Origin of the sequence: Kitasatospora sp. NA04385, from assembly GCF_013364235.1 — a bacterium.
Lineage (GTDB): Bacteria > Actinomycetota > Actinomycetes > Streptomycetales > Streptomycetaceae > Kitasatospora.
Genome location: NZ_CP054919.1, coordinates 8,137,771 through 8,164,034, shown reverse-complemented (window position 1 = coordinate 8,164,034; position 26,264 = coordinate 8,137,771). Strand labels below are relative to the sequence as shown.

The window sequence follows — 26,264 nt, the reverse complement described above, 5'->3', positions numbered from 1 at the left end:
TGGGGGGTGGGGGTGTCCGGTCCGGTGGCACGGGCCGGACGCCCCCCGTTTCACGGCCGGCGGGTCAGGCGTAGACGCCGAACTCGTACATCGAGTAGCCGTAGGCGGTGCCGCGCTGGGTCATGTTGACCCGGACGTAGCGTCCGCTGCCGTTGACGTCGATGTCGTCGATGCCGCCGGTGCCGTTGGCCTGGGTGTAGACGGTCGTCCAGTTGGTGCCGTCGTTGGAGGTCTGGATCTGGTACGCCTTGCCGTACGCGGACTCCCAGCCGAGCTGCACGTGCTTGAACGAGGTGGTCTGGCCCAGGTCGACCTGGAGCCACTGCGGGTCGGCCCACTCGCTGGCCCACCGGGTGGACCAGTTGCCGTCGGTGGTGTTGGACGGCGGGAAGGGGGCGCCGTTGCCGACGGCCTGGTAGGTGGAGGCGGTGGTGGTCTTGCCCTTGGCGACGTTGGTGCCGCTGGGCGTCGGGGCGACGGTCCGGAAGGACTTGGACTCGATGCCGACGTTGCCGTGGCCGTCGTAGGCGTAGACGTAGACCTTCCAGACGCCCAGGGTCTTGGGCGCGGTGACGGTGAACTGGCCGTCGCCGGTCTGGGTGAAGCGGACCTGGCTGAAGCCGGTGCCGCCGTCCACGTACTTGGAGCTGTAGTACAGCTGGTAGCGGACCAGGTCGCCGTCGGGGTCGGTGGCGGGCGAGCTGAGCGTGAAGGTGCCGCCGGCCGGGACGTCGGAGGTCTTGCTGAGCGTGACGTTCGGCATCACCGGCGGGGTGTTGCCGGACTTCGCGCTGCCGCCGTAGGACTTGGCGACGGAGTAGTACGCGGGCTGCTTCCAGCCGCCGGGGATCAGGTTGAACCAGGTGCCGCCGAAGTCGTTCTCGGTGCCGTAGTTGAACATGGTGGCGCCGAGCGAGACGCCGGTGTGGCCGGCGATGCAGTTCCAGGCGCTGGTGTAGCCGTCGCGCTTCTGGGTGTCGGTGGGCTGGGTCGGGACGCCGTTGGCGTCGTTCGGGACCTCCCACTCGCCCGCGTCGCCGGACTCGGTGACGATGTACGGCTTGGTGTAGCCGCCGTTGATCCAGTCCTGCTTGACGTTGCAGACCGCGCCGTAGGAGTTGACGGCCAGCAGGTCGAGGCTGGGGGCGTACTGCTTGTAGTACGGCCAGGCGCCGGTGTAGGCGTCGGTGGAGGTGACCGGGTGGTCGGGGTCGATGGCGTGGATGGCCTGGGTGACCTGCTCGACGAACTTGGCGTAGGCGACCCGCTCCTGCTCCACCGTGGCGCCGTTGTAGGCGTGGTCCTGGGTGGTGAGGATGACCTCGTTGCCGACGTCCCACATCAGCACGCCGGGGTGGTCCTTGTAGGTGGTCACCCACTGCTTGATGGAGTCGAGGGTGCTGTTCTTGTAGGCGGTGTCGTTGACGTAGTCGGCGCCCTGGTTGAGCCAGAAGCCGTTGACGACCTTGAGCCCGTACGCGGCGGCGGCGTCCAGCAGCGGCTTGCTGCCCGCGTCGGTGCCCCAGGTGCGCAGGGTGTTGACGCCCATCGCCTTGAGGTCGCGCATGTGCGCGTCGGCGGTGGACTGGGCCGGGCCCCAGGTGACGCCCTTGAGCTGGTAGGGCTGGCCGTTGACGCTCAGGCCCCAGCTGCCCTGGCTGCCGGTGACCTTGACGGTGCTCTTGCCGGTGGGCACGGGCGGGTCGGTGAGCGCCGCGGGGGCGGTGCCGGTGGTGGTGGCGACGGTGACGGTGCCGATGGACAGCGCGCCGCCGGAGGTGGTGGTGGCGCTGGGCGTGGTGCAGCCGCAGACGCTGTCGGGGAAGGAGCCGCCGATGCCGAGGTTGAAGACCAGCTTGAAGCCGTGGTCGACGGCGTTCTTCCAGTCGGTGGTGCCGACCTGGGACTCGTTGACCTGCCAGATCTGCCGGCCGTCGAGGTACCAGCGGATCTGCTCGTCGCTGACGGTGCGGTCGATGACCTGGCTGTAGGTGTGGTAGTCGCTCTGGCAGCCGGGGCAGGAGGCGAGTCCGCTGGTCATGCCGTTGTACTCGTTGCAGTTGCCGCCGGGGGCGGTGCCGCAGTGCAGGGTCGCGGAGGTCTGGCTGCGGCCGTTGACGTTCTCCAGGATGTCGGTCTCGCCGGTGGCCGGCCAGCCGCCGCTGCGGTCGTTGGCGCCGATGGCGCGGAAGGACGGCCAGTAGCCGGTGCCGTCGGCGACGCCGGGCTGCTTGATCTGCGCGGAGATCAAGAGCTGTCCGCCGGCGGGGGCGGCGAAGTCGCCGCGCTTGCTCTCCACCCGGCCGGAGGTCCAGTTGCCGGCGCCGTCGCGGACGGCGGTCAGGTTGAGGTGGCCGTTGCCGTCGACGGCGACGTTGGCGGGGTTGGCGGTGTCGTTCTGGATCTCGCCGGTGCCCCAGTTGGCGGCGCCGCCGGGCTCGGAGGTGCCGGTGCGCACCGTCCAGTTGGCGGCGGAGGGGGCGCTGCCGGAGCCGCCGGCGAAGTTGTCGCTGAAGACGGTGTTCCAGTTGCCGGGCGGGGTGGTGCCGGTGGGGCTGCCGCTCGGGGTGGGGCTGGGGCTGGAGCTCGGGCCGGAGCTGCTACCGCCGCCGGTGAACACCCGGAACTCCCAGACGGAGTAGCCGTAGCCGGTGGCCCGGGCGGTGCCGTACAGCCGGACGTAGCGGGCGGTGCCGGTGAAGTCCTGCTTCTCGGTGCCGCCGGCGCCGTTCGCGGTGGTCCAGACGTCGTTCCAGGTGGTGCCGTCGGTGGAGAGCTGGATCCGGTACGCCTTGGCGTAGGCGCTCTCCCAGGTGACGGAGGTGCCGCAGACGCTCTGCGCGGAGCCGAGGTCGACCTGCAGCCACTGCGGGTCGGCGGCGGCGGAGGACCAGCGGGTGCCGGCGTCGCCGTCGACCGCGTTGGACGCGGGGGTGCCGTAGTTCTCGGTGCTGGAGGCGGTGGCGGTCTTGCCCTGGGCGGCGTTCGCGGTGCCGCAGCCCTGGTCGCCGCCGCCGGTGGCGCCGTAGACCTGGAACTCCCAGAGCGAGTAGCCGTAGCCGGTGGCCCGGGCGGTGCCGTACATCCGCACGTAGCGGGCGGTGCCGGTGACCGGGACGGTCTCGGTGCCGCCGGCGCCGTTGGCGGTGGTGTACGCGGTGGTCCAGGTGGTGCCGTCGGTGGACAGCTGGATCTGGTAGCCCTTCGCGTACGCCGCCTCCCAGCGCAGCGTGACGGAGCTGAGGGCGGCGGGCGCGCCGAGGTCGACCTGCAGCCACTGCGGGTCGGAATTCGCCGAGGACCAGCGGGTTCCGGTGTCGCCGTCGACCGCGTTGGACGCGGGGGTGCCGTAGTTCTCGGTGCTGGAGGCGGTGGCGGTCTTGCCCTGGGAGAGCAGGACGGGGGCGGCCTGGGCGCGGCCGGCCGGCAGCAGCAGGACCAGGGCGGCGACCAGGGCGGCGGCGAGCGCCGCGGCCAGGGTGCGGACGGGCGGTGCGGAGGGGGCCGGCCGGACGGGCCGGGGGGTGTGCAGGGGTGGGGCGGGCATCGGGGCTCCCGATCGGGTGGGGTGGGGGCGGCACCGTCGAGGGCCGGTGCCCGGATCAGGGAGAGCGCTCTCTCACTACGCCAGTGATGGTTGCCCCGTTGTTTCATCCGTGTCAAGGGCGGCGACAACTTGTTTGTCAGCGAAACTTCACCAAAACCCTGGTGTGGCTGCGATGTTCTGCGCGCCAGCCCCTTGACGGGGGGCGGGTGGAGCGGCCAAGCTCCGGATGCCACCCCGGGAGAGCGCTCTCCCAGCGAGAGCATCCCGGGGTCTTGTTACGCCATCCCCCGCGAGGAGCCGATCCATGCCCGTTTCCCTGCCCCGCACCGGCCCGAGAGGCCGCCTGCTCGCCACCTCCGCGCTGCTGGTGCTGGCCCTGACCGCCGTGACCTCCTGCTCCAGTGGTGGCGGCAGCTCGTCCGCGGACGAGGACCCCAACGCCAAGGTCACCCTCACGGTGAACCTGTTCTCCGACTTCGGCTACGCGGATCTGTACAAGGAGTACGAGCAGGCGCACCCGAACGTCACCATCAAGGAGAACCGCGCCGACATGGGCGCGCACCACCAGAACCTGCACGCCCACCTGCTGGCCGGCTCGGGCACCGCGGACATCGAGGCCATCGAGATCGGGCAGGTGGCCGGCTTCCAGCCGGAGGCCGGGAAGTTCCTCAACTTCCTGGACAACGGCGTCAGCAAGGACCAGTGGGTGCCGTCCAAGACCGCCCCCGCCTCCAGCCCGGACGGCAAGGTGCTGTTCGGCCTGGGCACCGACATGGGCGGCATGGCGCTGTGCTACCGCACCGACCTGTTCAAGGCGGCCGGCCTGCCCACCGACCGCGAGGCGGTCGGGGCGCTGATGAAGGACTGGCCGTCCTACCTGGCGGCCGGCAAGCAGTTCCTGGCCAACAGCCCGAACAAGGACGTCCGCTGGTTCGACAGCGGCGGCAACCTGTTCACCTCGATCCTGGCCCAGGCCCCGCAGGGCGTCTACGACGCCGAGGGCAAGGTCGTGGTCACCAGCAACCCGGCCGTCAAGCAGTCCTTCGACCTGGTGGCCGGCGCCATCAAGGACGGCCAGTCGGCCGGCATCCAGGCGTTCACCCCCGCCTGGGACACCGGCTTCCAGAAGAGCCAGTTCGCCACCGTGGCCTGTCCGGCCTGGATGAGCTACGAGTTCAAGGCCAACCCGCCCACCGACGGCGGCAAGTGGGACATCGCCCGCGTCCCCGGCGGCGGCGGCAACTGGGGCGGCTCCTACCTGACGGTGCCGAAGGCCGGCAAGCACACCAAGGCCGCCGCCGAGCTGGCCAAGTGGCTCACCGCCCCCGAGCAGGAGAGCCGCCTGTTCAAGGAGAAGGGCTACTTCCCCTCCGACCAGGCGCTGTGGAGCCAGCCCGACATCGCCGAGCACACCGACCCGCTGTTCAACGACGCGCCGACCGGCAAGATCTTCTCCCAGTCGGCCCGCGACCTGAACCCGCAGCCGCTCGGCGCGCACGGCGCGGAGATCGGCACCGCCCTCGGCAACGCGCTGACCTCCATCGAGCAGGGCAAGGCCGACCCGGAGGGCGCCTGGAAGCAGGCCCTGAAGGACGTCGACAACATCGTCAACTGACGGCCCGCTCCCCCGGACCCGCGGTGCCGGTGCGGACCTGACGCCGCACCGGCACCGCGCCACCCCCTCCCAGCCCCTCCTCTGCTTCTGCCCCAGGGAGCTCCCCTTGGCCGCATCGACCGCCGCCGCCCGCGGCGCCCGCGCCCCCGCCCGCCCCGCCGGCCACCGCTGGCACCGGCTCGACCGCACCGTCTCGCCCTACCTGTACCTCTCGCCGTTCTTCCTGGTCTTCGGCGTCTTCGGCCTGTTCCCGATGCTGTACACCGGCTACGTCTCGTTCACCGCCTGGCGCGCCGACCGGCCGGGCAGCGAGGGCCAGTGGGTCGGCTTCGAGAACTACCGCAAGCTGCTGGACGACCCGTTCTTCTGGAACGCCGTCAAGAACACCCTGGGCATCGGGGTGCTGGCCACCGTCCCGCAGCTGCTGCTCGCGCTCGGCCTGGCCCACCTGCTCAACTACCGGATGCGCGGGCGCACCCTGATGCGCCTGGGCGTCCTGCTGCCGAACGTCACCTCGGTGGCCGCCGTCACGCTGATCTTCGTCCAGCTGTTCGGCCGCGACTTCGGCATGGTCAACTGGTTCCTGTCGCTGTTCGGCGTGGACCACATCGACTGGCAGGCCGGCACCCTCTCCTCCTGGTCGGCCATCGCCGCGATCGTCACCTGGCGCTGGACGGGCTACAACGCGCTGCTCTACCTGGCCGCGATGCAGTCCGTCCCGTTCGAGCTGTACGAGGCGGCCGCGCTGGACGGGGCGAGCCGCTGGCGGCAGTTCCGCTCCATCACCATCCCGATGCTGCGGCCGACGATCCTGTTCACCGTCATCGTCTCCACCATCGGCGCGCTCCAGCTCTTCGGCGAGCCGATGCTGTTCAGCCAGCAGCAGGACCCGACCACCGGCGGCTCCCAGCACCAGTTCCAGACCCTGGCCCTGTACTCGTACAACCAGTTCTGGGGCCGCTTCAAGTACGGCTACGGCGCGGCGATCTCGTGGGCGATGTTCCTGCTGATCGTGCTGGTCGCCGTCGTCAACTTCCTGGCCGCGCGCCGGATGCGAGGTGCCGAGTGACCACCCCCGCCCTGCCCCGGCGCCGCCGGCCCAGGACCGTCCGGCAGCTGACCGCCGGACGCGGCGTGTACGTCGTCCTCGGCGCCGCCGTGCTGCTCTCGCTCTTCCCGCTGTACTGGACGCTGGTGGCGGCCTCCCGCACCAACACCGAGATCCACCAGATGCCGCCGGTGCTGCTGCCCGGCGGCCGGCTCTGGCACAACATCACCCAGGTGTTCGTCCAGACCGACCTGCGCCTGGCGATGATCAACTCGCTGATCGTGGCCAGCACCGTCACCGCCAGCGTGGTGCTGACCAGCACCCTGGGCGGCTTCGCCTTCGCCAAGCTGCGCTTCCGGGGCCGGAACCCGCTGCTGGCCTCGGTGGTCGCGACCATGATGGTGCCGACCCAGCTGGGCATCATCCCGCTGTACATCATGATGGCCAACTGGTTCCACTGGGCCGACCACCTGCAGGCCCTGATCGTCCCGGCCGCCGCCAACGCCTTCGGCCTGTTCTTCATGCGCCAGTACCTGATCGGGGCCGTCCCCGACGAGCTGCTGGACGCCGGGCGGATGGACGGCTGCACCACCCGCGGCCTGGTCTGGCACGTCGTGCTGCCCGCCGCCCGGCCCGCGATGAGCGTCCTGGGCATGCTCACCTTCATGGCCGCCTGGAACGACTTCTACTGGCCCAAGGTCGTCATGACCCAGCAGAACCCCACCGTCCAGCTCACCCTGTCCGAGCTGGCCAGCGGCTACATCAAGGACTACTCGCTGGTCCTCACCGGCGCCCTGGTCGCCAGCGCGCCGGTGCTCGTCGCGTTCCTCCTGATGGGCCGCCAGATCATCGACGGCATCATGCAGGGCGCCACCAAGGGGTGACCTCCGCCCCCGCCCGCCGCGGGCGGGGGCTCCCCCTCCGTCCGGCCCCGCTCCCGGCCCCGCCGCTGCGCCGCCCCGCCGCCACCGCGCCGCCCTCCCGCCGCCGTGCGGCCGGGCCGGCCCGCCGCGCCGTCGACGGCTGCCCGCCCCCGTTCCGCGGGGCTCTCGTCCCCTCCCCGGCCGAAGCCGGGGTGTCGATCTAAGGACCTCCATGACCCAGCTCTCCATGCCACCTCAGCTCGCCGCCGACGCCCCGCGGCCGGGGCACCGAACGGACCACCGGGTCCTCGACCTGGAGCAGAAGGCCCGGCTGGTGTCCGGTGGCGACACCTTCCGCAGCAGCGGGGAGCCGGCGGTCGGGATGCACCCGATCGTCTGCTCGGACGGGCCGGTGGGCGTGCGCGGCGAGCGCTGGGACGAGACGGACACCGCGCTGCTGCTGCCGTGCGCGACCGCGCTGGCCGCGTCCTGGGACGAGGAGTCGGTGGCCCGGATGGGCGCCCTGCTGGCGGGCGAGGCGCGGCGCAAGAACGTGCACGTGGTGCTGGCGCCGACGCTGAACCTGCACCGCTCGCCGCTGGGCGGGCGCAACTTCGAGTGCTTCTCGGAGGACCCGCTGCTGACCGCCCGGATCGGGGCGGCGTACATCGCGGGCGTGCAGTCCCGGGGGGTCGCGGCGACGGCCAAGCACTACGTCGCCAACGACTCGGAGACCGAGCGGCTGACCGTGGACGCCCGGGTGGACGAGCGGACGCTGCGCGAGGTGTACCTGGCGCCGTTCGAGGCGGCGGTGCGGGCCGGGGTGTGGGCGGTGATGTCGGCGTACAACCGGGTCAACGGCACCTCGATGGTCGAACACCCGCTGCTGGCCGAGCCGTTGAAGGGCGAGTGGGGCTTCGACGGGCTGGTGGTCTCCGACTGGGGGTCGGTGCACGAGGCGGACGGGCCGGGCGCGGCGGCGTGCGACCTGGCGATGCCCGGGCCGAACCCGGCGTGGGGTCCGGCGCTGGCGGCGGCGGTGCGGGCGGGCCGGGTCCCGGCGGCGGCGCTGGACGACAAGGTGGAGCGGCTGCTGCGGCTCGCGGAGCGGGTCGGCGCGTTCGACCCGCCGGCGCCGGGCGGGCAGGCGCCGGTGCCCACCGACCCGGCGACCCGGGGCGCGCTGCGGGCCGCGGCCGTCGCGGGCACCGTGCTGCTGCACAACCCCGAACGGCTGCTGCCGCTGGAGGAGTCGGCGCTGCGCCGGGTCGCGGTGATCGGTCCGAACGCGGCGACGGCCCGGGTGCAGGGCGGCGGCAGCGCCTCGGTGTTCCCGGCCGCGCCGCTCTCGCCGCTGGCGGGCCTGCGCGCCGCGCTGGACCCGGCCGTGGAGGTGGTGCACGCGCCGGGGGTGCACACCAACCTGCGGCCGACGCCGCTGGTGGCCGCGGACTGCGCGCTGCCGGACGGGTCGGCGCCGGGCGTGCTGGTGCGCTACCTGGCCGCCGACGGCTCCCTGGTGCACGCCGAGGCCCGTTCGACCGGGCGGGTGCTGGAGCCGTCCGCGGAGGTCGACCTGACGCCGGTGCGCACCATCGAGGTGGAGACCCGGTTCACCGCGCCGACCGCGGGCCGCTGGCGGCTGGGCGTGGTGGGCCTGGGCGCGCTGCGGCTGGAGGCGGACGGGGAGGTGCTGCTGGAGGAGTACGTGGAGCCGCTCTCGGACGACCCGACGTACCTGCACGTGTCGCCCTCGTTCCGGCAGGTGGAGCTGGAGCTGGCGGAGCGCCAGGAGGTGGCGCTGCTGGCCCGGCGGACGGTGGAGTCCGCGCACGGGCGGGTGCTGGTGCTGGCCGCCGACCGGCCGGAGGCGGAGCTGGAGCGGGAGTTCGCGCACGCGGTGGAGCTGGCCGCGGCGGCGGACGTCGCGGTGGTGGTGGTCGGCACCACCGACGAGCACGAGAGCGAGGGCTTCGACCGGGCGGGCCTGCGACTGCCGGGCCGCCAGGACGAGCTGGTGGCGGCGGTGGCGGCGGCCAACCCGCGCACGGTGGTGGTGGTGAACACCGGCAGCCCGGTGCTGCTGCCCTGGCGGGAGCGGGTCGGTGCGGTGCTGACCTGCTGGTTCCCGGGCCAGGAGGGCGGCGCGGCGCTGGCCGAGGTGCTGCTGGGCCGGGCCGAGCCGGGCGGGCGGCTGCCCACCACCTGGCCGGACGCCGAGGCCGACTGCCCGGTGTACTCGACCGCCCCGGCCGACGGGCGGCTGGAGTACGCGGAGGGCCCGCACCTGGGCCACCGGGGCTGGCTGCGCGCGGGCCGCACCCCCGCGTACTGGTTCGGGCACGGGCTGGGCTGGGGCGAGTGGAGCTACCTGGCGCTGGGCGCCCCGTCCGACCCGGCGGCGGACGGCTCGCGCACGGTGCGGGTGACGCTGCGCAACGACGGGCCGCGCCGCTCCCGGGAGACGGTGCAGCTGTACCTGTCGCGGCCGGCTTCGGAGCTGGACCGCCCGGTGCGCTGGCTGGCCGGCTTCGGCGCGGTCGAGGCGGGGCCGGGCCAGCGGGTCCACGTCGACCTGGTGCTGCCGGCCCGGGCGCTGGAGCACTGGTCGCCCGAGGAGCACGCCTGGCTGACCGAGCCGGGGACGTTCGTCCTGCAGGCCGGCCCGAACTGCGGCGAACTCCCGCTGGCGGCCGCCCTGTCCGTGGACGCCTGACGGCTGACGCCGCGGACGCCTGACGCCTCGGACGCCTGACGCCCGGTGCCCCGCGTACCCTGCCCCGCCCCCGCTCCCCCGGGGTCGGGGCAGTGCGGTGTCCGCCGTCGCTACTCGACGACCTCGGCGGAGATCAGCAGCACGTCCTCCTTGGGGACGTCCGCGTGGCCGCCCTTGGAGGTGGTGGACACCGACTTGATCTCGTCGACCACGTCCCGGCCCTCGACGACCTCGCCGAACACCGCGTAGCCCCAGCCCGGGCCGCTCTTGGCGGTGTGGTCGAGGAACGCGTTGTCGGCGACGTTGACGAAGAACTGCGCGGTGGCCGAGTGCGGGTCCGAGGTGCGGGCCATCGCCACGGTGTATCGGGTGTTCTTCAGCCCGTTGTCGGCCTCGTTCTGGATCGGCGCCCGGGTCTCCTTGCGGCGCAGGCCCGGCTCCATGCCGCCGCCCTGCACCATGAAGCCGTCGATGACCCGGTGGAAGACCGTGCCGCTGTAGAAGCCGTCCTGCACGTACTGCAGGAAGTTCGCGACCGTGGCCGGGGCCTTCTCGGCGTCCAGCCGGATCACGATGTCGCCGTGATTGGTGCTCAGCTTGACCTTGGACAAGGCAACCTCACTGTCTGTCTGCTGCATCCGATGCGTCGATACGAAGATCGTCGCCCCCATTGTCGCAGCTTCCGCCACCCGGCCGCCTCCCGACGCGGTGACGGCCCGTTCCCCGGGTGCCCGGCGCGCTCGGTCCCACCGGCTGCCCGCTCCGGGCCGCCTCGGCGCGGAACGCGCGCAGGGCGTCGAAACGGCCGTGGCGGCAGCCGGGCGGGTCCCCTCCCGGGTCACCGTCGTGGAGCTCGGCGTGCCGACGGCACCGGTCGAGGCACTCCGCGCCCACGCGGGCGAGTTGCGGGGTGACGGCCACGCGCACCATCGTCCCGCGCGGGCCGGCGGGGCTCCCGGGAGGGGGAGGCGGGCCGTCAGTCGAAGCGGATGTGGCGGAGCTTCACCGCGGTCCGGCGCAGGCTCGCCCGGAGGGCGGTGTCGGTGTCGGGGAGCAGGTGCAGGCCGGCCAGGGCGGCGAGGTGGTCGGCGCTCTGGCGGACGGTCAGCCGGTCGGTGGCCAGGTGGGTGGCGAAGTCGGGGGCGGCGAGGCGAGTCAGGCAGTCGTCGAGCCGGGCGAGCGCGAAGCTCTCGCGCGGGGGCGGGCCGTTCCGGCCGGCCAGCCGGCGCAGGCGGTGGACGGGGTCGCGTTCGGCGAGGCGGCGCAGGACGGTGGCGCGTTCGGCGAGCAGGGTGAAGTGCCGTACGTCGTGCCCGAGTTCGCGCAGCCGTCCGACGGTCTCGGCGAAGTAGCCGGGGTCGGTGACGGTCATCGGGACGATCACCGGCCCGGGGTGCTCGCGGGCCGCGAGGTCGAGGATCTCCGCGGTGCCCCGGCGCCAGGCGGGCAGGTCCTGGAAGTCGGCGCGCAGCGCGGGCGGGAGCATCCGGTGCAGACCGAAGCCGAGGTGCTCCGGGTCGCAGATCACGGCACCGGGCAGCCGCCGGGCCAGGTGGTGGGCGGTCTGGGTCTTGCCCCCGCCGAACGGTCCGTTGATCCAGATCAGCATGGTGGCCCATCGTACGCGGGCGGTCGGGCCGACTAGGGTGGGCCGATGGACGGACAGGCGCAGCGGCGGGTGTTCCCGAACCGCTTTCCCGGGCCGGCCGGGCCGGTTGACGCGTGCGGCTGCACGGGGCAACGGCGGGTGCGGTTCCACGGGGAGCGACAGGACGTCTCGGCGCCGGGCTGGCTGCGGCTGCTGGAGCTGGTCGAGGAGGCGGTGGCGGACGGGCGGGAGGAGTTCGCACCGCTGGAGGAGCTGACGGCGGAGCAGCGGCGGCAGGTGGTGACGCTGCCCGCGCGCATCGGCGCGCTGACCCGGGTGCGGCACCTGCGGCTGTACCGGTCGAACCTGGTGCGGCTGCCGCCGGAGATCGGCGGGATGCGGGCGCTGGAGGAGTTCACGCCGTACACCTCCTACCGGTTGCACTGGTTCCCGTACGAGCTGGCGCGGCTGCCGCTGCTGCGCCGCAGTACGGTCAGCACCCGGGCGCTGTACGGGAATCCGAAGACCCGGACGCCGTTCCCGGTGCTGGCGGAGCCGACGGCGGCAACGGCGGCGACAACGGCGACGGCGTGGGACCCGGCGGTGTGGGGGACGGATTCGGTCGGGGCGTGCTCGGTGTGCGACGGGCCGGTGGCGGGGGTGGCGGGGCTGCACCAGGCGTGGATCTCGCTGCGCACCTCGGGGGCGGACGTGCTGCCGCTGCTGGTGAACGCCTGCTCGCGGGAGTGCCTGGCCGCGCTGCCGTCCCCGCCGGCCGGCTACCTGCCGGGTCCGCACCGCGGCCGCGGGGTGGACGGACTGCTGGCGACGGCGGAGTTGGAGCTGTTCGCGGACCGCTTCCGGCTCTGGCTGGGCGACGGGGACGCGGACGAGGACCTCGGGGCGCGGTGGACGGCGGACGCGCTCGCCGACGGCCTGGCGCCGGGACGGCGGGCGCTGGGCGTCGGCACCTCGACCGACCTGGAGGTCGAGGTGACGGTGCAGGTCTTCCGGGGCCCGCCGCCGCCCGACCACGCCGCGTTCGAGCACGTGGTGGAGGCGACGGTCGAGGTGCCCTCGGGCCGGTTCGCCGTGATGGGCTGCACCGACGACCTGCCGGACGCCGACCGCTTCGACGTCCCGCCCGGCCTGGTCCGGGTGCGCGTCTCGCGCTCGAACCTGGCGGCCGCCGCGCAGGCCGTCCTCGGCGCGGACGACCCCGGCGGGCAGGTGCCGGAACGGGTGCGGGTCCGGCTGTGGCCGGTGACGGCGGACGAGGGCCCGCGGGTCCTGGTGCGCCGGACGACGCCGGTGGGCTGACGGCCGTCCGGGGCGGCGGCCATGGCGGGCATCAGGTGCCGGCCCGGAAATCGTGGCCGGGCGGGGCGTTTCGCTGGTGCCACCGCCCGGCTCCGGGGCCCGGGAAACCGCCCTGCCGGACCCGCCGCCCGGATCGTCGTCCGTGGATGCCTGACGCCCGGTGCCCCGGGTAGCCTGCCCCGCCCCTGGCGGGCCTGGGTCTGGACCTGCGGCGAAGCCGCCCGCGCCCGCCTCGGCCACCCCCGGCCCGCCGCCGCCGGCGACTAGCTGCTGCTGCTCGTCGACGGCGCGCTCGCCGCCGGAGCGACCCGCCCCGCGACCGACCCGGCGGCGGCCGCCCGCGAGCTCGCCGAGCAGGTCATCGGACAGGCGCCCGGCGCCCGCTGAAGGCCCCCTCCACCGGGCCCCGGCTTGTCCGCCGCGGCCCGGATCGTCCCCGGGCCGGGGCCGGGGCCGGGGCCCGGGTTCGCGGAACGATCGTGCGGGGCGCCGTCCGGCTGTGGTGCGCACACCGTCAGCGGGCCCGCGCGGCAATCGCGTTCGGGACGATCCACCGGGGGGAAACAGCTGCGTTCGATCCGTCTTGCCGTCCGGGCGTCCGCCCTGCTGGCCGCCGCCGTCCTGGCGGCCGGTTGCAGCAGCGGCGGCAGCGGCGCCGCCCCGGGCCCCGAGGGGCTCCCGCCGGGGGCGCCCTCCCCGGCGGGCCCGAGCGCGCCCGGGGCGGCGCCCTCCCCGGTCGACCTGCTGCCGGAGCCGAGCGGCGAGGTGGTGCACGGCGTCTTCCCCAAGGACGGGGGGTACGGGTACACGGCGCAGCTGGTCGGGGAGGTGCACAGCACCGTCGTGCTGCCGGGCAAGCCCGTGCCGAGCGGGAAGAGCGCGGTCCTGTTCCGGCTGAAGCCGGCCTCCGACCCGGTGGAGCGCAGCTCGATGGCGCCGGCGACCACCCTGGTGTTCCCGGAGGGCTCCTGGTGCGGTCAGCCCGGCAGCAGCTGCCCGTGGATGGAGGGCGACTCCCAACTGGTGGTGGAGTCCAGCGTCCGGGCGGGCAACCGCGACGAGAGCGTGCCGGTGGGCGACGCGATGGACGCGAACACCGTCTACTACCGCTACTACTGGACGTTCGTCCCTGCGGGCGCCAATCTGGCGGGCACCCGGGTGTGCTACACCCAGCCGGGCCCGGGGGAGCTCTGCACCCCGCTCGGCCCGGTCACCCCGCTGGCCGCCGGGGCGCTGGGCAACCACGACCTGAGCTGAGGCCGGTGCCGCGCCGGGCGCCACCCGTCCGGCGCGGCGGTGGGGCGCGGCCGGGGCCCGGGCGGACAGGATGGAGGTGCCGTTGCCGTCAGGAGTGCCCGAGAGCCGGGAGGCGTGCTGTGACCGCTGCCGAGGAACCGCAGGTGGAGCCGGGTGTGGGGGCGGAGCCGACCGCGCCGCCGTCGTTCGAGCCGTACCGGCACCCGGCGGCGGGCTGGGGCGCGGCGAAGAGCGTGGCGAAGGTGCTGGCCGCGACCGGGGAGTGGGTGGACGGGCCCCGGGCGGTGCTGCGGATGAACCACGAGAACGGCGGGTTCGACTGTCCGGGGTGCGCCTGGCCGGACGACTACAAGGGCCTGCACCTGGACATCTGCGAGAACGGGATCAAGCACGTCACCTGGGAGATGACGGGCAAGCGGGTCGGCCGGGAGTTCTTCGCCGCGCACACCGTCTCCGAGCTGTCGGAGTGGAGCGACTTCGCGCTGGAGGACCAGGGCCGCCTGACCGAGCCGATGGTCTACGACCCGGACACCGACCGGTACGTCCCGATCGACTGGCAGCGCGCCTTCGACCTGTTCGGCGAGGTGGTGCGCGGCCTGGACGACCCGAACCGGGCGGCGTTCTACACCTCGGGGCGCCTGGGCAACGAGGCGACGTTCCTGTACCAGCTGATGGCCCGCGAGCTGGGCACCAACAACCTCCCCGACTGCTCGAACATGTGCCACGAGGCGTCGGGGCGGGCGCTGACGGCCTCGCTGGGGACGGGCAAGGGGACGGCCGACCTGCGCGACTGGGAGGCGGCGGACGCGCTGTTCATCCTGGGGGTGAACGCGGCGTCCAACGCGCCGCGGATGCTGACCGCGCTGGCCGACGCGACCCGGCGCGGCGCGCAGGTGGTGCACGTCAACCCGCTGGTGGAGGCGGCGGCGACCCGCACCATCGTGCCGCACGAGTTCGTCGACATGGCGCTGAACAAGTCGACCAGGACCGGCAGCCTCAACCTCCAGGTGCGCATCGGCGGCGACATGGCCCTGCTGCGCGGCATCGCCAAGGCCGTGCTGGAGCAGTCGGCGCACGACCCGAAGGCGCTGGACCGGGAGTTCGTCGAGCGGTACACCAGCGGTTTCGCGGAGTACCGGGAGCTGGTGGAGCGGACGCCCTGGGAGGAACTGGAGCGGCAGAGCGGCCTGAGCCGCCCGCAGCTGCTGGCGGCGGCCCGGGTGTACCGGGAGGCGGACCGGTCGATCTTCTCCTGGTGCCTGGGCGTCACCCAGCACGAGCACGGGGTGGACACCGTCCGGGAGATCGTCAACGTGCTGCTGCTGCGCGGCAACCTGGGCCGGGAGGGCGCCGGGCCGTCGCCGGTGCGCGGGCACTCCAACGTGCAGGGCAACCGGACCTGCGGGATCGACCACCGCCCGGCGCCGGAGTTCCTGGACCGGCTCTCGCAGGTCTGCGGGATCGACGCGCCGCGCGCGCACGGGCTGGACACCGTCCAGGTGATCGGGGCGATGGCACGCGGCGAGGTGCGGGTGTTCGTCGGCATGGGCGGCAACTTCGCGCTGGCCGCGCCGGACACCGCCTACACGTACGAGGCGCTGGAGCGCTGCGAGTTGACGGTGCACGTGTCGACCAAGCTCAACCGCAGCCACCTGGTGCACGGGCGGCGGGCGCTGATCCTGCCCTGCCTGGGCCGCACCGAGCAGGACCGGCAGCGCGGCGGCGTGCAGGCCACCTCGGTGGAGGACTCGATGAGCATGGTGCACCTGTCGGTGGGGATGCGGAAGAAGCCCGCGTCCCGGCAACTGCTCTCCGAGCCGGCGATCATCGCGGGCCTGGCCCGGGCGGCGCTGCCGGACAGCGCCACGCCCTGGGAGTGGTACGTCGAGGACTACGACCGGATCCGCGACACCATGGCGAAGGTCCTCGACGGCTTCGAGGACTTCAACCGCCGGGTGCGGCTGCCGCTCGGCTTCCGGATCAGGCAGCCCGCCCGCGAACTCGTCTTCCTCACCCCCTCCGGCAAGGCCGAGTTCTCGGCGGCCCCGCTGCCGGACGTGCTGCCCGAGCCGGGGACGCTGGTGCTGGGCACGATGCGCTCGCACGACCAGTGGAACACCACCGTCTACTCCGACAACGACCGCTACCGGGGCGTCAAGAACCTGCGCACCCTGGTGTTCATGAACCGCCAGGACATGCGCGAGCGGCACCTCGCCGAGTTCGACCCGGTCGACGTCACCGCCACCGCCCGGGACGGCTCGACCCGTTCGCTGCACGGCTACCTCGCCGTCCCGTACGACCTGCCCCGGGGCTGCGCGGCCGGCTACATGCCGGAGATGAACGTGCTGTGCGCGATCGGCGACTACAGCTCGCAGAGCGACCAGCCGATCATGAAGCACCTCAAGGTGACGGTCACCGCCGCCACCGCTACCTCCGGCTGACCGCTGCGCCTGACCGGCCCGCGGCCGTCCGCCGGTCCGCGGCCGCCCGGCGCCGTTCCCCGTCCGGCCGGCGGGCCGTTCGGTGTCTGCTCTCTCCGGCCTCGCACTCCGCTGGCCTGCTCGGTTCCGGTGGACGGCCCGTCCGCCGCTTCCCCGGCGGCGGATAGGCTGGCGCGGCGGCGTGCTGCGGGGCCGGGCGCCGCCTCCATCCTTCGGGTTCGCGCCGGGCACCGGCAAGGTGTTGCCCGTTGCCAGGGGGCGGTTGGCAACACGTGCGGCACCGCGCGGAGCAGTGACAGCACATCAGGGAAGTGGGGGGCCGGGGCCGGTGACGTTCGGCGAGCGGCTGCGGGCGTTGCGGGAGGAGCGCGGGGTCTCCCTCGCGGAGCTGGCCCGGGCGACCAGTTACAGCAAGAGCTACCTGAGCCGGGTGGAGACCGGTCGGCGGCCCGGCAACGAGGCCCTGGCGGCGGCCTGCGCCCGGGCGCTGGGGGCCCGCCCCGAACTGCTGGGCACGCCGGACGCGCCGAAGGCGCCGGACGCCGTCGGCCACCCGGGCAGCCCCGTCGCCCCGGCCGTCCCGATGGCGGTTCCGGTGCAGCTGCCGCCCGCGCCCGGGGTGTTCACGGGCCGCGAGGAGGCGCTGGCCGAGCTGGACGGGGCGCTGGCGGCGGCCCGGGCCCGGTGGGGCGAGGGCGGGCCGCGGGTGTGGGTGCTGGACGGGATGGGCGGGATCGGCAAGACCGCGCTGGCGGTGCGCTGGGCGCACCGGGTGCGCGAGCGGTTCCCGGACGGGGTGCTGTTCAGCGACCTGGCGGGGCACGGCAGTTCGGGCGCGCCCCGGGAGCCGGGCGAGGTGCTGGACGGTTTCCTGCGGGCGCTGGGCGCCGACGCGGGGGCGATCCCGCCCCGGGTGCCGGAGCGCAGCGCGCTGCTGCGCACCCTGCTGGCCGAGCGGCGGGTACTGCTGGTGCTGGACAACGCGGCGGCGCCCGCCCAGGTCCGTCCGCTGCTGCCGGGGGCACCGGGCTGCCTGGTGCTGGTGACCAGTCGGACCAGGATGGCCGGCCTGGTGGTGCGGGACGGGGCGCGGCGGGTGACGCTGGCGCCGCTGCCGCAGGAGCAGGCGGTGGAGCTGCTGCGCCGCACGCTGGGCCCGGAGCGGGTGGACGCGGACCCGGCGGCGGCCCGGGAACTGGTGCTGCGCTGCGGGCGGTTGCCGCTGGCGCTGCTGGTGGCGGCGGAGCGGGCGCTGTCGCGGCCGGGGCTGGCGCTGACCCGGGTCAACGAGGAACTGCGGTCGGACCGCACCCGGCTGCACGTGCTGGCGGCGGCGGACGACGGCGACTCGGCGCTGCGGACGGTGTTCTCCTGGTCGTACCGGGCGCTGGCGCCGGAGCCGGCCCGGGCGTTCCGGCTGCTGGCGCTGCACCCGGGGGCGGTGCTGACCGCGCAGACGGCGGCGGCGCTGCTGGGCACCACCGCGGGCAACGCGCACGAGCTGCTGGACGTGCTGGCGGACGTGCACCTGCTGGAGGCGGAGGCGCCGGAGCGGTTCCGCTTCCACTCGCTGCTGCAGGTGTACGGCCGGGAGCTGGCGGACGCCCGGGACTCCTCGCGGGACCGGGCGGCGGCGCTGGACCGGCTGTACGACTGGTACCGGCAGGGTGCGGACGCGGCGGGCCGGCTGCTGGAGCCGGGGGCCCGGCCGGCGGGGGCGGCGCCGCTGCCGGGGGTGCGGCCGCCGGTGTTCGGGGCGGCCGGGGAGGCGGTGGCCTGGTGCGAGGCGCACCTGGCGGACCTGCTGTCGGTGATCCGGCACGCGGCGCTGGCGGGGCGGCCGCCGGCGGCGTGGCAGCTGCCGTTCGCGCTGTGGTCGTTCTTCCACCGGCAGCACCACCGGGCGGAGTGGCTGAACGCGGCCCGGATCGCCGTGGCGGCGGCGGCCGACAGCACCGATCCGCGGGCCCTGACGGCGTCGCTGGCGCTGCTGGGCACGGCGCAGTTGCACGCGGGGCGGCCGGTGGAGGCGGAGATCCACCTGCGGCGGGCGCTGGAGCGGTGTGCGGACGGCGGGGCGGACGCGGGGAGCGAGTGCGCGGCGCGCAACAACCTGGCGGAGCTGATCCTGCGCCAGGGGCGGGCGGCGGAGGCCCTGGAGCTGCTGGAACCGGCCCTGCCGCTGGCCCGGACGATCGGCCACCGCTGGGTGGAGCGGGTGACCCTGACCAACCTGGGCGACGCCTCGCTGCGGCTGGGGCGGCTGGCCGACGCGGAGCGCTTCCTGCTGGAGGGGCTGTCGCTGCGCTCGATCGGGCCCGATCCGCGCACCGAGGGGCTGGCGCTGCTGCACCTGGGCACGGTGCACCGGGTGCTGGGGCGGCTGCCGCAGGCGGTGGGCTGCCTGCGCCGGGCGCTGGACCTGCACGGCGCGTCCGGGGACGGGTGGGCCCGGGGGCGCACCCTGGAGCAGTTGGGGCACGCCCTGGTGGCGCTGGGGCGTCCGGACGACGCGGTGCCGCTGTGGCACGAGGCGCTGGCCGTGCTGTCCGACCCCGCGGCCGGGAGCGCTCCCGCGGCGGGTGCCCGGGAGCTGTCCGGTCCCGCTCCGGTGGAGCCGGTGGAGCCGACGGAGCCGATGGAGCCGATGGAGCCGATGAAAACGGTGGAGCCGGGGGCTCCGGAGGTGCCGGAGCCGGAGCCGGAGCCGGAGTCGTCCCGGCGTTCCTGGTTCCGCCTCTGACCGGCCCGTTCGGGGGCCATGACCGCTTCGCCCAGGTTGTCTAGACCAACTTGTGACCAGGTCGAGCTTGACCCGAAGCCAATCTGGGTTACCGGGCAGGAACTTGACAACACGTTTGGTCTGAACCAATCTGGCGATCGGAGCGACCGCGGCGCGCTGTTCACGCCGCCCTTCCCCGTCGCTCCGGCTCTTCGGCCCCGCTGCGGGGGCCGCCCGTGCCCGGCCGCGGCCGCCCGGCCCGGAGCGCGTCCCCGTCCCGCCGCGCCCCCGTCTCCCCCTCGACCGGGTCCGCCCGCGTGCCCTCGCCGGGGCGCGGCCACCCGTCCAGCTCCCGCACGCCCCATCGGAGGGTCGTCCCATGATGTCCGTACCGTCCCGTCGCGCCCACCTGTACCGGGCCGCGGGCGACCGGCCGTACTTCAGCAACGACGGCGAGTCCTACCTCGCCCAGCACACCCTGCGCGAACTGTCCAAGTCCCGCCCGCTGCGGGTGCTCTCGGCGGAGGACTTCGCGCACTGGCAGACCTACGGCTACGTGGTCGTCCGCGAGGCGGTGCCGGCCGAGCACGCCCGCCGGATGCTCGACTTCGCCTGGGAGTTCCAGGGCCTGGACCCGCAGGACCCGTCCGGCTGGTTCCCCGAGCGGCCGTTCCGCTCCGAGCTGGACCGCAAACTGCACGTCCACGGCTTCGTCGAGGCCTACCACCACCAACTGCTGTGGGACAGCCGGCAGCACCAGCGGGTCTACGACGCCTTCGTGGACGTCTGGGACTGCGAGGAGCTGTGGGTCACCCTGGACCGGCTCAACCTCAACCCGCCCAACCGGGGCAACCGCGACCGGGCGCTGCTCGACCCCGCCGACCGCGGCGCCGACCTCCGGCTGCACTGGGACGTCGACACCGGCCGGGGCGTGCCGCCGCAGCGGGTGCAGGGCATCATCGCGCTCAACGAGACCGCGCCGGACACCGGCGGCTTCCAGTGCAGCCCGGAGCTGTTCCGGCGGTTCGAGTCCTGGCGGCTCGCCCAGCCCGCCGACCGGGACCCGCTCCGCCCCGACTTCGACCGGGCCGAACTGCCGGTGGTCCGCCCCGAGCTGCACCCCGGCGACCTGCTGATCTGGAACGGCCTGCTGGCGCACGGCGTCGCCCGCAACCTCTCCGAGCGGGGCGTGCGCGCCGTGCAGTACCTGTCGATGATGCCCGCCCTGGAGGAGCACGAGCAGCTGCGCAAGTCCCGGGTCGACTCCTGGCGCCACCTGCGCACCCCGCTGTGGAACCGCACCCTGGTCGGCGACCCCGTCCTGCACGAGTCCAAGCGCTACCCGACCGCCCGGCTGACCGAGCTCGGCAGCAAGCTGCTCGGCCTCAGCTCCTGGTACGAGCCGGTCGACCTGGCCGAGCAGACCGCCAGCTGGGCGGACCGCTGCACCGCCCCCGTCTGAGCCGGCCCCGGGCGGCTTCCTCGGGGGCTCCCGTCACTCCCGGCCCGGCAGGGCCCGCGCCAGCGACTCCAGCGCCCCCAGCGGATCGGCCCCGACCGGGGTGAGGACGACCCCGGTGGCACCCGCCGCGTGGCGGGCGGCGATCGCGGCGCGGGCCTCGGCGGGCGTCCCGGTGACGGCGAGCGCGCGGACCCACTCGGCGGGCATGGTGCGGGCGAACTCCGCGCCGTCGGCGCTCGCGGCCCGGTGGGCCCGGAACGCGGCGGCGAACGGGAGCGGTTCGATGTGCGGCGCCCAGTCGGGTTCGCCGATCGCGGCCAGCCCGGCCCGGACCCGCTCGACGGCGGCGTCCCCGTCCGGGTCGACGGCGGCGACGTCGTACGTGACCACCCGGGCGCCGCGGCGGCCCAGGTGCTCCAGCGCGGCGGCGACGTAGCCGGGCGCGGCGGGCTCGGCCAGCAGCAGGCCGTCGGCGACCTCGCCCGCGAGCGCCTGCGACCTGGGGCCGCGCACGCCCAGCAGCACGGGCGGCACCACGTCCGGGATCTCGGTGAGCCGGACGCCGCCGCAGCGCACGTACCGCCCGTCGGCGGGGCCGTCCTCGCCGCGCAGCAGGGCGCGCAGCGCGGTGGCGTACTCGCGCAGCAGGGTGAGCGGGCTGGCCGGCCAGGCGCCGCCGGCCTGTTCCATCCACTCCCGCATGCCGTGGCCGAGTCCCGCGGTGAGGCGGCCGGGGTGGAGCTGGGCGAGGGTGGCGAGTTCCATCGCGGCGAAGCAGACGTTGCGGGCGCCGGCGGGCAGGATGCCGATGCCGACGGTGATCCGCTCGGTGGCGGCGAGCACACTGGCGGCCTGGGCGATGCCGCCGCGCCAGCCGAGGTCCTCGACCACCCACAGCTCGTCGAACCCCAGCTCCTCGGCGCGGCGCGCGTACGGGAGGATCTGCCGCACGGGCAGGTCGCGGGGCAGCATCACGCCGACGCGGCCGGGGCGGGTGTCGGGGCTGGTCATGGCGGGGCTCCTTCGGGGATGTGCCCGGGTCTCCCGCACGAGGGCCCGGAGCGACTCATAAGATCATCTTCCGCCCCGGGCGTCGAGGGCCGACGCCCCGTCAACCGGCCGCGGCCGCCTGCTGCGGCTCCTCCCGCGCCGCCGACCGCGCCACCGCCTGATCCACCGCCTGATCCACCGCCTGGTCCACCGGCTGATCCACCGGCTGGTCCGCGACGGCCGGCCGGGTGCGCCGGTCCGCCGACCAGGAGACGGCGGCAACCGCGAAGCCGAGCAGCGACAGGCCCGCGCCGACCAGCGAGGGCGAGGTCAGCCCGTACCCGGCGTCGATCGCCAGGCCGCCGAGCCAGGCGCCGATCGCGTTGGCCAGGTTGAAGGCGCCCTGCACGGTGGCGGAGGCCAGGGTCGGGGCGGTGCGCGCCTTCCGGATCACCAGGGTCTGCAGGGTGGGGACGGTCGCGAAGCCCGCCGTGCCGATCAGCACCACCGTCACGGCGGCCGTCCAGCGGTTGTGCGCGGTGAGCGCGAACAGGCCGAGCGCGGCCGCCATCGCCAGGAACGCCGCGCAGATCGACGGGCGCAGGGCCCGGTCGGCCGCGTAGCCGCCGATCAAGTTGCCGATGGTCATGCCGACGCCGAACAGGGCGAGCACCAGGGTGACCGAGCCCTTGGCGAACCCGGCGACCTCGGTGAGGGTGGGCGTGATGTAGGTGTAGCAGGCGAACAGTCCGGCGCAGCCGAGCACGACGGTGGCCAGGGCCAGCCAGAGCTGTCCGCTGCGGAAGGTGGCGAGTTCGCCGCGCAGTCCGGCGCCGGGGTGGCTGGGCAGCGGCGGGACGAGGCGGGCGATGGCGACGGCGCCGAGCAGGCCGATGACGACCACCACGAACATCGCGGCCCGCCAGCCGAGGTGCTGGCCGAGCAGGGTCGCGGCGGGCACGCCGAGGATGTTGGCCACCGTCAGGCCGGAGAACATCACCGAGACGGCGCGGGCCCGCAGGTGCGGGGCGACCAGTTCGGCGGCGGCGACCGCTCCGGCGCCGAAGAACGCGCCGTGCGGCAGGCCGGTGATCAGCCGGGCCACCGCGAGGAAGGCGAAGTTCGGGGCGACGGCGCACAGCAGGTTGCCGAGGGTGAACAGCCCGGCCAGGCCGATCAGCGCCGTCTTGCGCGGCAGCCTGGTGGCGACGGCGGTCAGCAGCGGCGCCCCGATCACCACGCCCAGCGCGTACAGCGAGATCAGCCAGCCGGTCTGCGGGATCGTCCGGTCCAGGCCGTGGGCGATCTGCGGGAGCAGTCCCATCGCGGAGAACTCGGTGGTGCCGATCGCGAAGGCGGTCACGGCGAGGGCGACGAGCGCCAGTGGCATGCGGGTACTCCAGGCGGCGGGGCGGTTCCGGTGGCGCACCGACCCGGCGTCGCCCCGGTGTTGCCCTGGCGTCGGCCCGGCGTCGACCTCGGTGCCAACGTTGTCAGTGCCCGCCGATCCTACCGGCCCCGCACCGCTCCCCCGCAGGCCGTTCACATGGCGGCCGTCCGGCGGGCCGGTGACCGCCGGGTGGCCGGGCCGGTCGGAAGGCCGGACAACTGGATGGCCGGTCAGAAGGCCGGGCGGCCGGACGGCCGGTCAGACCGGCGGCAGCAGGTCGCTCGCGCTGACGGTGTACGCCAGCGGCGGGTACCCGAAGTCCGTCTCCCGGTTCTCGCGGCGGCGCAGCAGGTGGAACTCGCGCTGCTGCTCCTCGGTGGCGGGCAGCAGTTCCCCGTCCGGGAGGTGGGCCCGCCCGTCGCGGTGGTGGACGGGCGTCGCGGAGGTCCGGAAGGTCACGCCGAGCCACTCGTTGTCCACCGCCCGGGCGGGGGGCTCCAGCACGATCCGGTGCCGGAAGCGGCGGTTCGCGGCGAGCGAGAACACCACCAGGCCGTGGTGGGCCAGCGGGACGCCGAAGCCCTCGCCCGGCACGCCGTCCTTGGGTTCGAAGCGCAGCGTCCTGGGCGGTCCCGCCGGGTCCCGGTAGCAGGAGTACAGCGCGACGGAGGAGCCTTCGGCCAGGTCGAGCGCCAGGTCGGAGTGGGCGCCCATGCCGGTGCAGGCGTTGGTGTAGACCTCGACGAGCGCGTTGTCGAGGCCGTCCGGGAGCGCCGCGTGCTCCCGGACCTCTCCGGCCAGCCGCTCGTGCACCGGCCGGAACCGCTGGGCCGGGTGCGCGTACCGGGCGGTGGTGCGCACCAGCGGCACTCCGCCGTCCTCGCCGACCCGGACGATCACGGCGGCCCGGCGGCCCCGGCCCGCCTCCTCCCAGCGCACCGATCCGAGCAGTTCGGCGAACGGGTTCTCCCCGGCCGGCAGGGCGTGGCGGCGGATTCCGTCGGGCAGGTCAGGGCCGGGGTGCAAGGTAGTCTCCCGCGTTCATGCTGAAGGGCGGCTGTCCGGCGTAGTCGACGAAGGAGGTGCTCCGGTTCTCCTCGGCGTAGCTGCGGCGCAGTTCGTCCATCCCGTCCCGGGTGGGCGGTTCCAGCTCGACCGGCCCGCGCGCGGTCTTCAGGAAGGTGCGGCCGTCCCGGTGGACGGCTTCGGCGTCCGAGCAGCGCACCACGTAGCCCAGCCGGGTCGGGAGCCGTTCGGCGGGCAGCGCCGAGGGGCGGATCTCGTGGGTGTAGCGGCGGTTGGTGGACAGCGGCACCAGGAGGACCGAGCCGGGGTGCAGGGTGAGGGTGACGTCCGGCGGGAGGCCGGCGGCGTCGGTGTGCGCGGTGCGCTCCTTGAGGCGGAAGCGCAGCCCGGTCAGCGCGCTGACGCCGTTCACGCCGAGGTCGTGGGGGTCGCCGGGCAGCGGGCGCAGTCCGTCGAGCCGGTCGTAGAAGGTGCAGAAGGCCATGATGCCGTTGGCGGGCATGTCCTTGGTCTTGTCGGCGTGGGCGGAGATCCTGGCCTTGGACTGCCGGCGCCCTTCGGCGGCGGGGGTGTTGTGGTAGATCTGCGCGAGGACGTGGTTCAGCGGCGCGTGGCCGTGGAGGACGGCGGCGGCCTCCCGGTCGAGTTCCCCGACGATCCGGGTGTCGGTGGCGCGGAAGCCCTCGGTGGGCCCGGCGAGGTTGGTGGAGCAGCGCAGCAGCCGGAAGTGCAGCTCGGCGCCGTCCCGCCGGACGGGCGTCAGGTAGATCCCGCTGCGGTGGGCGGTGCCGGGCTTGGTGGACTCGGTGAGCGACTGGAAGGCGTGCTCGGTGCTGATCCGGCCGAAGTGGTCGTCCGCGGGGTCGAAGAAGCGGCGGTAGTACACGCCGACGCCGCGCACCCGGGCGGGCACCCGTCCGGGGTCGACGACGGGCCACGGCCCGCCGTCCTCCCCGCCCGGTGCGGACGACGGCTCCCGGACGGCGAACACCCGTGCCGCTCCGCGCAGTCGGCGCTCCTCGACGCCCGCCCGGACGCCGTACAGGTAGACGGTCCGGCCGGTGGGGTCGACCGCCCCGGCGGCCAGTTCCTCCGGGGTGGCCCTGGTGCCGGGGAACTCCCGGGCCGGCTCCTCCTCCCACCGCTCCCGCGGTGCGACCAGCACGCTGCCGGTCCCGTCGATCCGGGCCACTGCCGGTCGTGCCGCTTCCATCCGTCGAGCACCTGCCGTTCGTCGCTGTCGTGCGTGGTCGGTGGGGCGGGCGGGGCTCAGGTGGAGTCCCGCACCACCAGCCGGGTGTCGAGGACCACCCTCGGGCGGGCCACCGCCTCGCCGTTGATCCGGGCGATCAGTATCCGGGTCATCTCCCGGCCCATCTGCTCCAGCGGCTGGTGCACGGAGGTGAGCGGCGGGTCGGTGTGCACGGCGATCGGCGAGTCGTCGAACCCGACCACGGCCACGTCCCCGGGGACGCGGCGGCCCCGCTCCTTGAGGACGCGCAGGGCGCCGATCGCCATGCTGTCGGAGGCCGCGAAGACGGCGTCGATGCCCGGGTCGCGCCGGAGCAGTTCCTGCATCGCGCGCACCCCGGAGTCGGCGGAGAAGTCGCCGTGGGCGACCGGTCCGGCGTCCAGCACGGCGGCGGCGTGCGCGTCGTGGAAGCCCTGGAGCCGTTGCAGGCCGGCCCGGGTGTCCTGCGGGCCGGTGATGGTGGCGATCCGGCGGCGTCCCCGGTCCAGCAGGTGCCGCACGGCGCGGCGGGCGCCGTCGCGGTTGTCGACGTCCACGCAGTGGGCCGGGTCGAAGCCGGTGGGGGCGCCGACGACCACGGTGGGGATGCCGCTGTCCTCCAGGCGGCGGGGCATCGGGTCGTCGCCGCGCAGCGAGGTCAGCAGGACGCCGTCGACGTGCTGGGCCGTCAGGTAGCGCAGCAGTCGCTCCCCCTCCGGCCCGGACTGGGCGAGGGCCAGCAGCAGTTGCAGGCCGCTGTCCGCGAGGCCCCGCTTGATGCCGCGGACCAGGCCGGAGAAGTAGGGCTCGGCCCAGGCGGTGTCCTCGGAGACGCCCATCACCAGGGCGACCGTGTCGGTGCGCCGCCGCACCAGGCCCCGGGCCAGGTTGTTGGGCACGTAGCCCAGTTCCTCGACGGCCCGCAGCACGGCCTCCCGGGCCCGGCCGCTGACCCGCTCCGAACCGTTGATGACCCGGGACGCGGTGCCGCGGCCGACGCCCGCGTGCGCGGCAACGGCCTCCAGGGTCGGCCGTCGGCCCTCCATGC

Annotated in this window: 17 protein-coding genes; 9 read left to right on the top strand and 8 right to left on the bottom strand. The window is 74.6% G+C overall.

Going from position 1 to position 26,264, the window contains the following annotated elements:
- Nucleotides 1–64: 64 nt before the first annotated feature.
- On the bottom strand, nucleotides 65–3,547 hold the full coding sequence (locus HUT16_RS36175; RefSeq protein ID WP_254898169.1) for a discoidin domain-containing protein: 3,483 nt from the start codon (nucleotides 3,545–3,547) through the stop codon (nucleotides 65–67).
- A gap of 304 nt (nucleotides 3,548–3,851) precedes the next feature.
- Here HUT16_RS36175 and HUT16_RS36170 point away from each other — a divergent pair, with 304 nt between their 5' ends.
- The 4 genes from HUT16_RS36170 to HUT16_RS36155 all read left to right on the top strand — a co-directional run bounded on the left by HUT16_RS36170 (nucleotide 3,852) and on the right by HUT16_RS36155 (nucleotide 9,789).
- Nucleotides 3,852–5,162, top strand: coding sequence for an extracellular solute-binding protein (locus tag HUT16_RS36170; RefSeq protein ID WP_176192225.1), 1,311 nt, complete (start codon nucleotides 3,852–3,854; stop codon nucleotides 5,160–5,162).
- Between the two features lie 106 nt (nucleotides 5,163–5,268).
- Nucleotides 5,269–6,231, top strand: a complete 963-nt coding sequence (locus tag HUT16_RS36165; protein WP_176192224.1) for a carbohydrate ABC transporter permease — start codon at nucleotides 5,269–5,271, stop codon at nucleotides 6,229–6,231.
- Nucleotides 6,228–7,094, top strand: a complete 867-nt coding sequence (locus HUT16_RS36160; RefSeq protein ID WP_176192223.1) for a carbohydrate ABC transporter permease — start codon at nucleotides 6,228–6,230, stop codon at nucleotides 7,092–7,094. The genes HUT16_RS36165 and HUT16_RS36160 overlap by 4 nt, the downstream gene beginning before the upstream one ends.
- A gap of 211 nt (nucleotides 7,095–7,305) precedes the next feature.
- Nucleotides 7,306–9,789, top strand: a complete 2,484-nt coding sequence (locus tag HUT16_RS36155; protein WP_176192222.1) for a glycoside hydrolase family 3 C-terminal domain-containing protein — start codon at nucleotides 7,306–7,308, stop codon at nucleotides 9,787–9,789.
- Between the two features lie 110 nt (nucleotides 9,790–9,899).
- Here the strand turns inward: HUT16_RS36155 and HUT16_RS36150 are convergent, their stop codons facing one another.
- Both HUT16_RS36150 and HUT16_RS36145 read right to left on the bottom strand, forming a co-directional pair.
- Nucleotides 9,900–10,427 (bottom strand): peptidylprolyl isomerase, encoded by a 528-nt coding sequence (locus HUT16_RS36150; protein WP_254898168.1) that lies wholly within the window; start codon nucleotides 10,425–10,427, stop codon nucleotides 9,900–9,902.
- A gap of 338 nt (nucleotides 10,428–10,765) precedes the next feature.
- Nucleotides 10,766–11,398 (bottom strand): AAA family ATPase, encoded by a 633-nt coding sequence (locus HUT16_RS36145; protein WP_176192220.1) that lies wholly within the window; start codon nucleotides 11,396–11,398, stop codon nucleotides 10,766–10,768.
- Nucleotides 11,399–11,536: 138 nt separating this feature from the next.
- Between HUT16_RS36145 and HUT16_RS36140 the strand changes: the two genes are divergently transcribed.
- The 5 genes from HUT16_RS36140 to HUT16_RS36120 all read left to right on the top strand — a co-directional run bounded on the left by HUT16_RS36140 (nucleotide 11,537) and on the right by HUT16_RS36120 (nucleotide 20,579).
- Nucleotides 11,537–12,697: a hypothetical protein gene (locus HUT16_RS36140; RefSeq protein ID WP_176192219.1), complete on the top strand. Its 1,161-nt coding sequence runs from the start codon at nucleotides 11,537–11,539 to the stop codon at nucleotides 12,695–12,697.
- A 768-nt stretch (nucleotides 12,698–13,465) separates the two neighbouring features.
- Nucleotides 13,466–13,954 (top strand): hypothetical protein, encoded by a 489-nt coding sequence (locus HUT16_RS36135; protein WP_176192218.1) that lies wholly within the window; start codon nucleotides 13,466–13,468, stop codon nucleotides 13,952–13,954.
- A gap of 143 nt (nucleotides 13,955–14,097) precedes the next feature.
- Entirely contained in the window at nucleotides 14,098–16,395 is a 2,298-nt protein-coding gene (locus tag HUT16_RS36130; RefSeq protein WP_176193051.1) for an FdhF/YdeP family oxidoreductase, read from the top strand.
- Nucleotides 16,396–16,723: 328 nt separating this feature from the next.
- Nucleotides 16,724–19,138, top strand: a complete 2,415-nt coding sequence (locus HUT16_RS36125) for a tetratricopeptide repeat protein (protein WP_176192217.1) — start codon at nucleotides 16,724–16,726, stop codon at nucleotides 19,136–19,138.
- A 361-nt stretch (nucleotides 19,139–19,499) separates the two neighbouring features.
- Complete coding sequence (locus HUT16_RS36120) at nucleotides 19,500–20,579, top strand: phytanoyl-CoA dioxygenase family protein (protein WP_176193050.1); 1,080 nt, start codon at nucleotides 19,500–19,502, stop codon at nucleotides 20,577–20,579.
- 33 nt (nucleotides 20,580–20,612) lie between these two features.
- Here HUT16_RS36120 and HUT16_RS36115 read toward each other — a convergent pair whose 3' ends face one another.
- The 5 genes from HUT16_RS36115 to HUT16_RS36095 all read right to left on the bottom strand — a co-directional run bounded on the left by HUT16_RS36115 (nucleotide 20,613) and on the right by HUT16_RS36095 (nucleotide 26,262).
- Nucleotides 20,613–21,590, bottom strand: a complete 978-nt coding sequence (locus HUT16_RS36115; RefSeq protein ID WP_176192216.1) for an LLM class flavin-dependent oxidoreductase — start codon at nucleotides 21,588–21,590, stop codon at nucleotides 20,613–20,615.
- A 100-nt stretch (nucleotides 21,591–21,690) separates the two neighbouring features.
- Nucleotides 21,691–22,959, bottom strand: a complete 1,269-nt coding sequence (locus HUT16_RS36110; protein WP_176192215.1) for an MFS transporter — start codon at nucleotides 22,957–22,959, stop codon at nucleotides 21,691–21,693.
- 258 nt (nucleotides 22,960–23,217) lie between these two features.
- Nucleotides 23,218–23,985 carry a hypothetical protein gene (locus HUT16_RS36105; RefSeq protein WP_176192214.1) on the bottom strand — a complete coding sequence of 256 codons (768 nt, stop codon included), beginning with the start codon at nucleotides 23,983–23,985 and terminating at the stop codon, nucleotides 23,218–23,220.
- Nucleotides 23,969–25,198 (bottom strand): hypothetical protein, encoded by a 1,230-nt coding sequence (locus tag HUT16_RS36100; RefSeq protein WP_176192213.1) that lies wholly within the window; start codon nucleotides 25,196–25,198, stop codon nucleotides 23,969–23,971. The genes HUT16_RS36105 and HUT16_RS36100 overlap by 17 nt, the downstream gene beginning before the upstream one ends.
- 56 nt (nucleotides 25,199–25,254) lie before the next feature.
- Nucleotides 25,255–26,262, bottom strand: a complete 1,008-nt coding sequence (locus HUT16_RS36095; RefSeq protein ID WP_176192212.1) for a LacI family DNA-binding transcriptional regulator — start codon at nucleotides 26,260–26,262, stop codon at nucleotides 25,255–25,257.
- Nucleotides 26,263–26,264 lie beyond the last annotated feature (2 nt).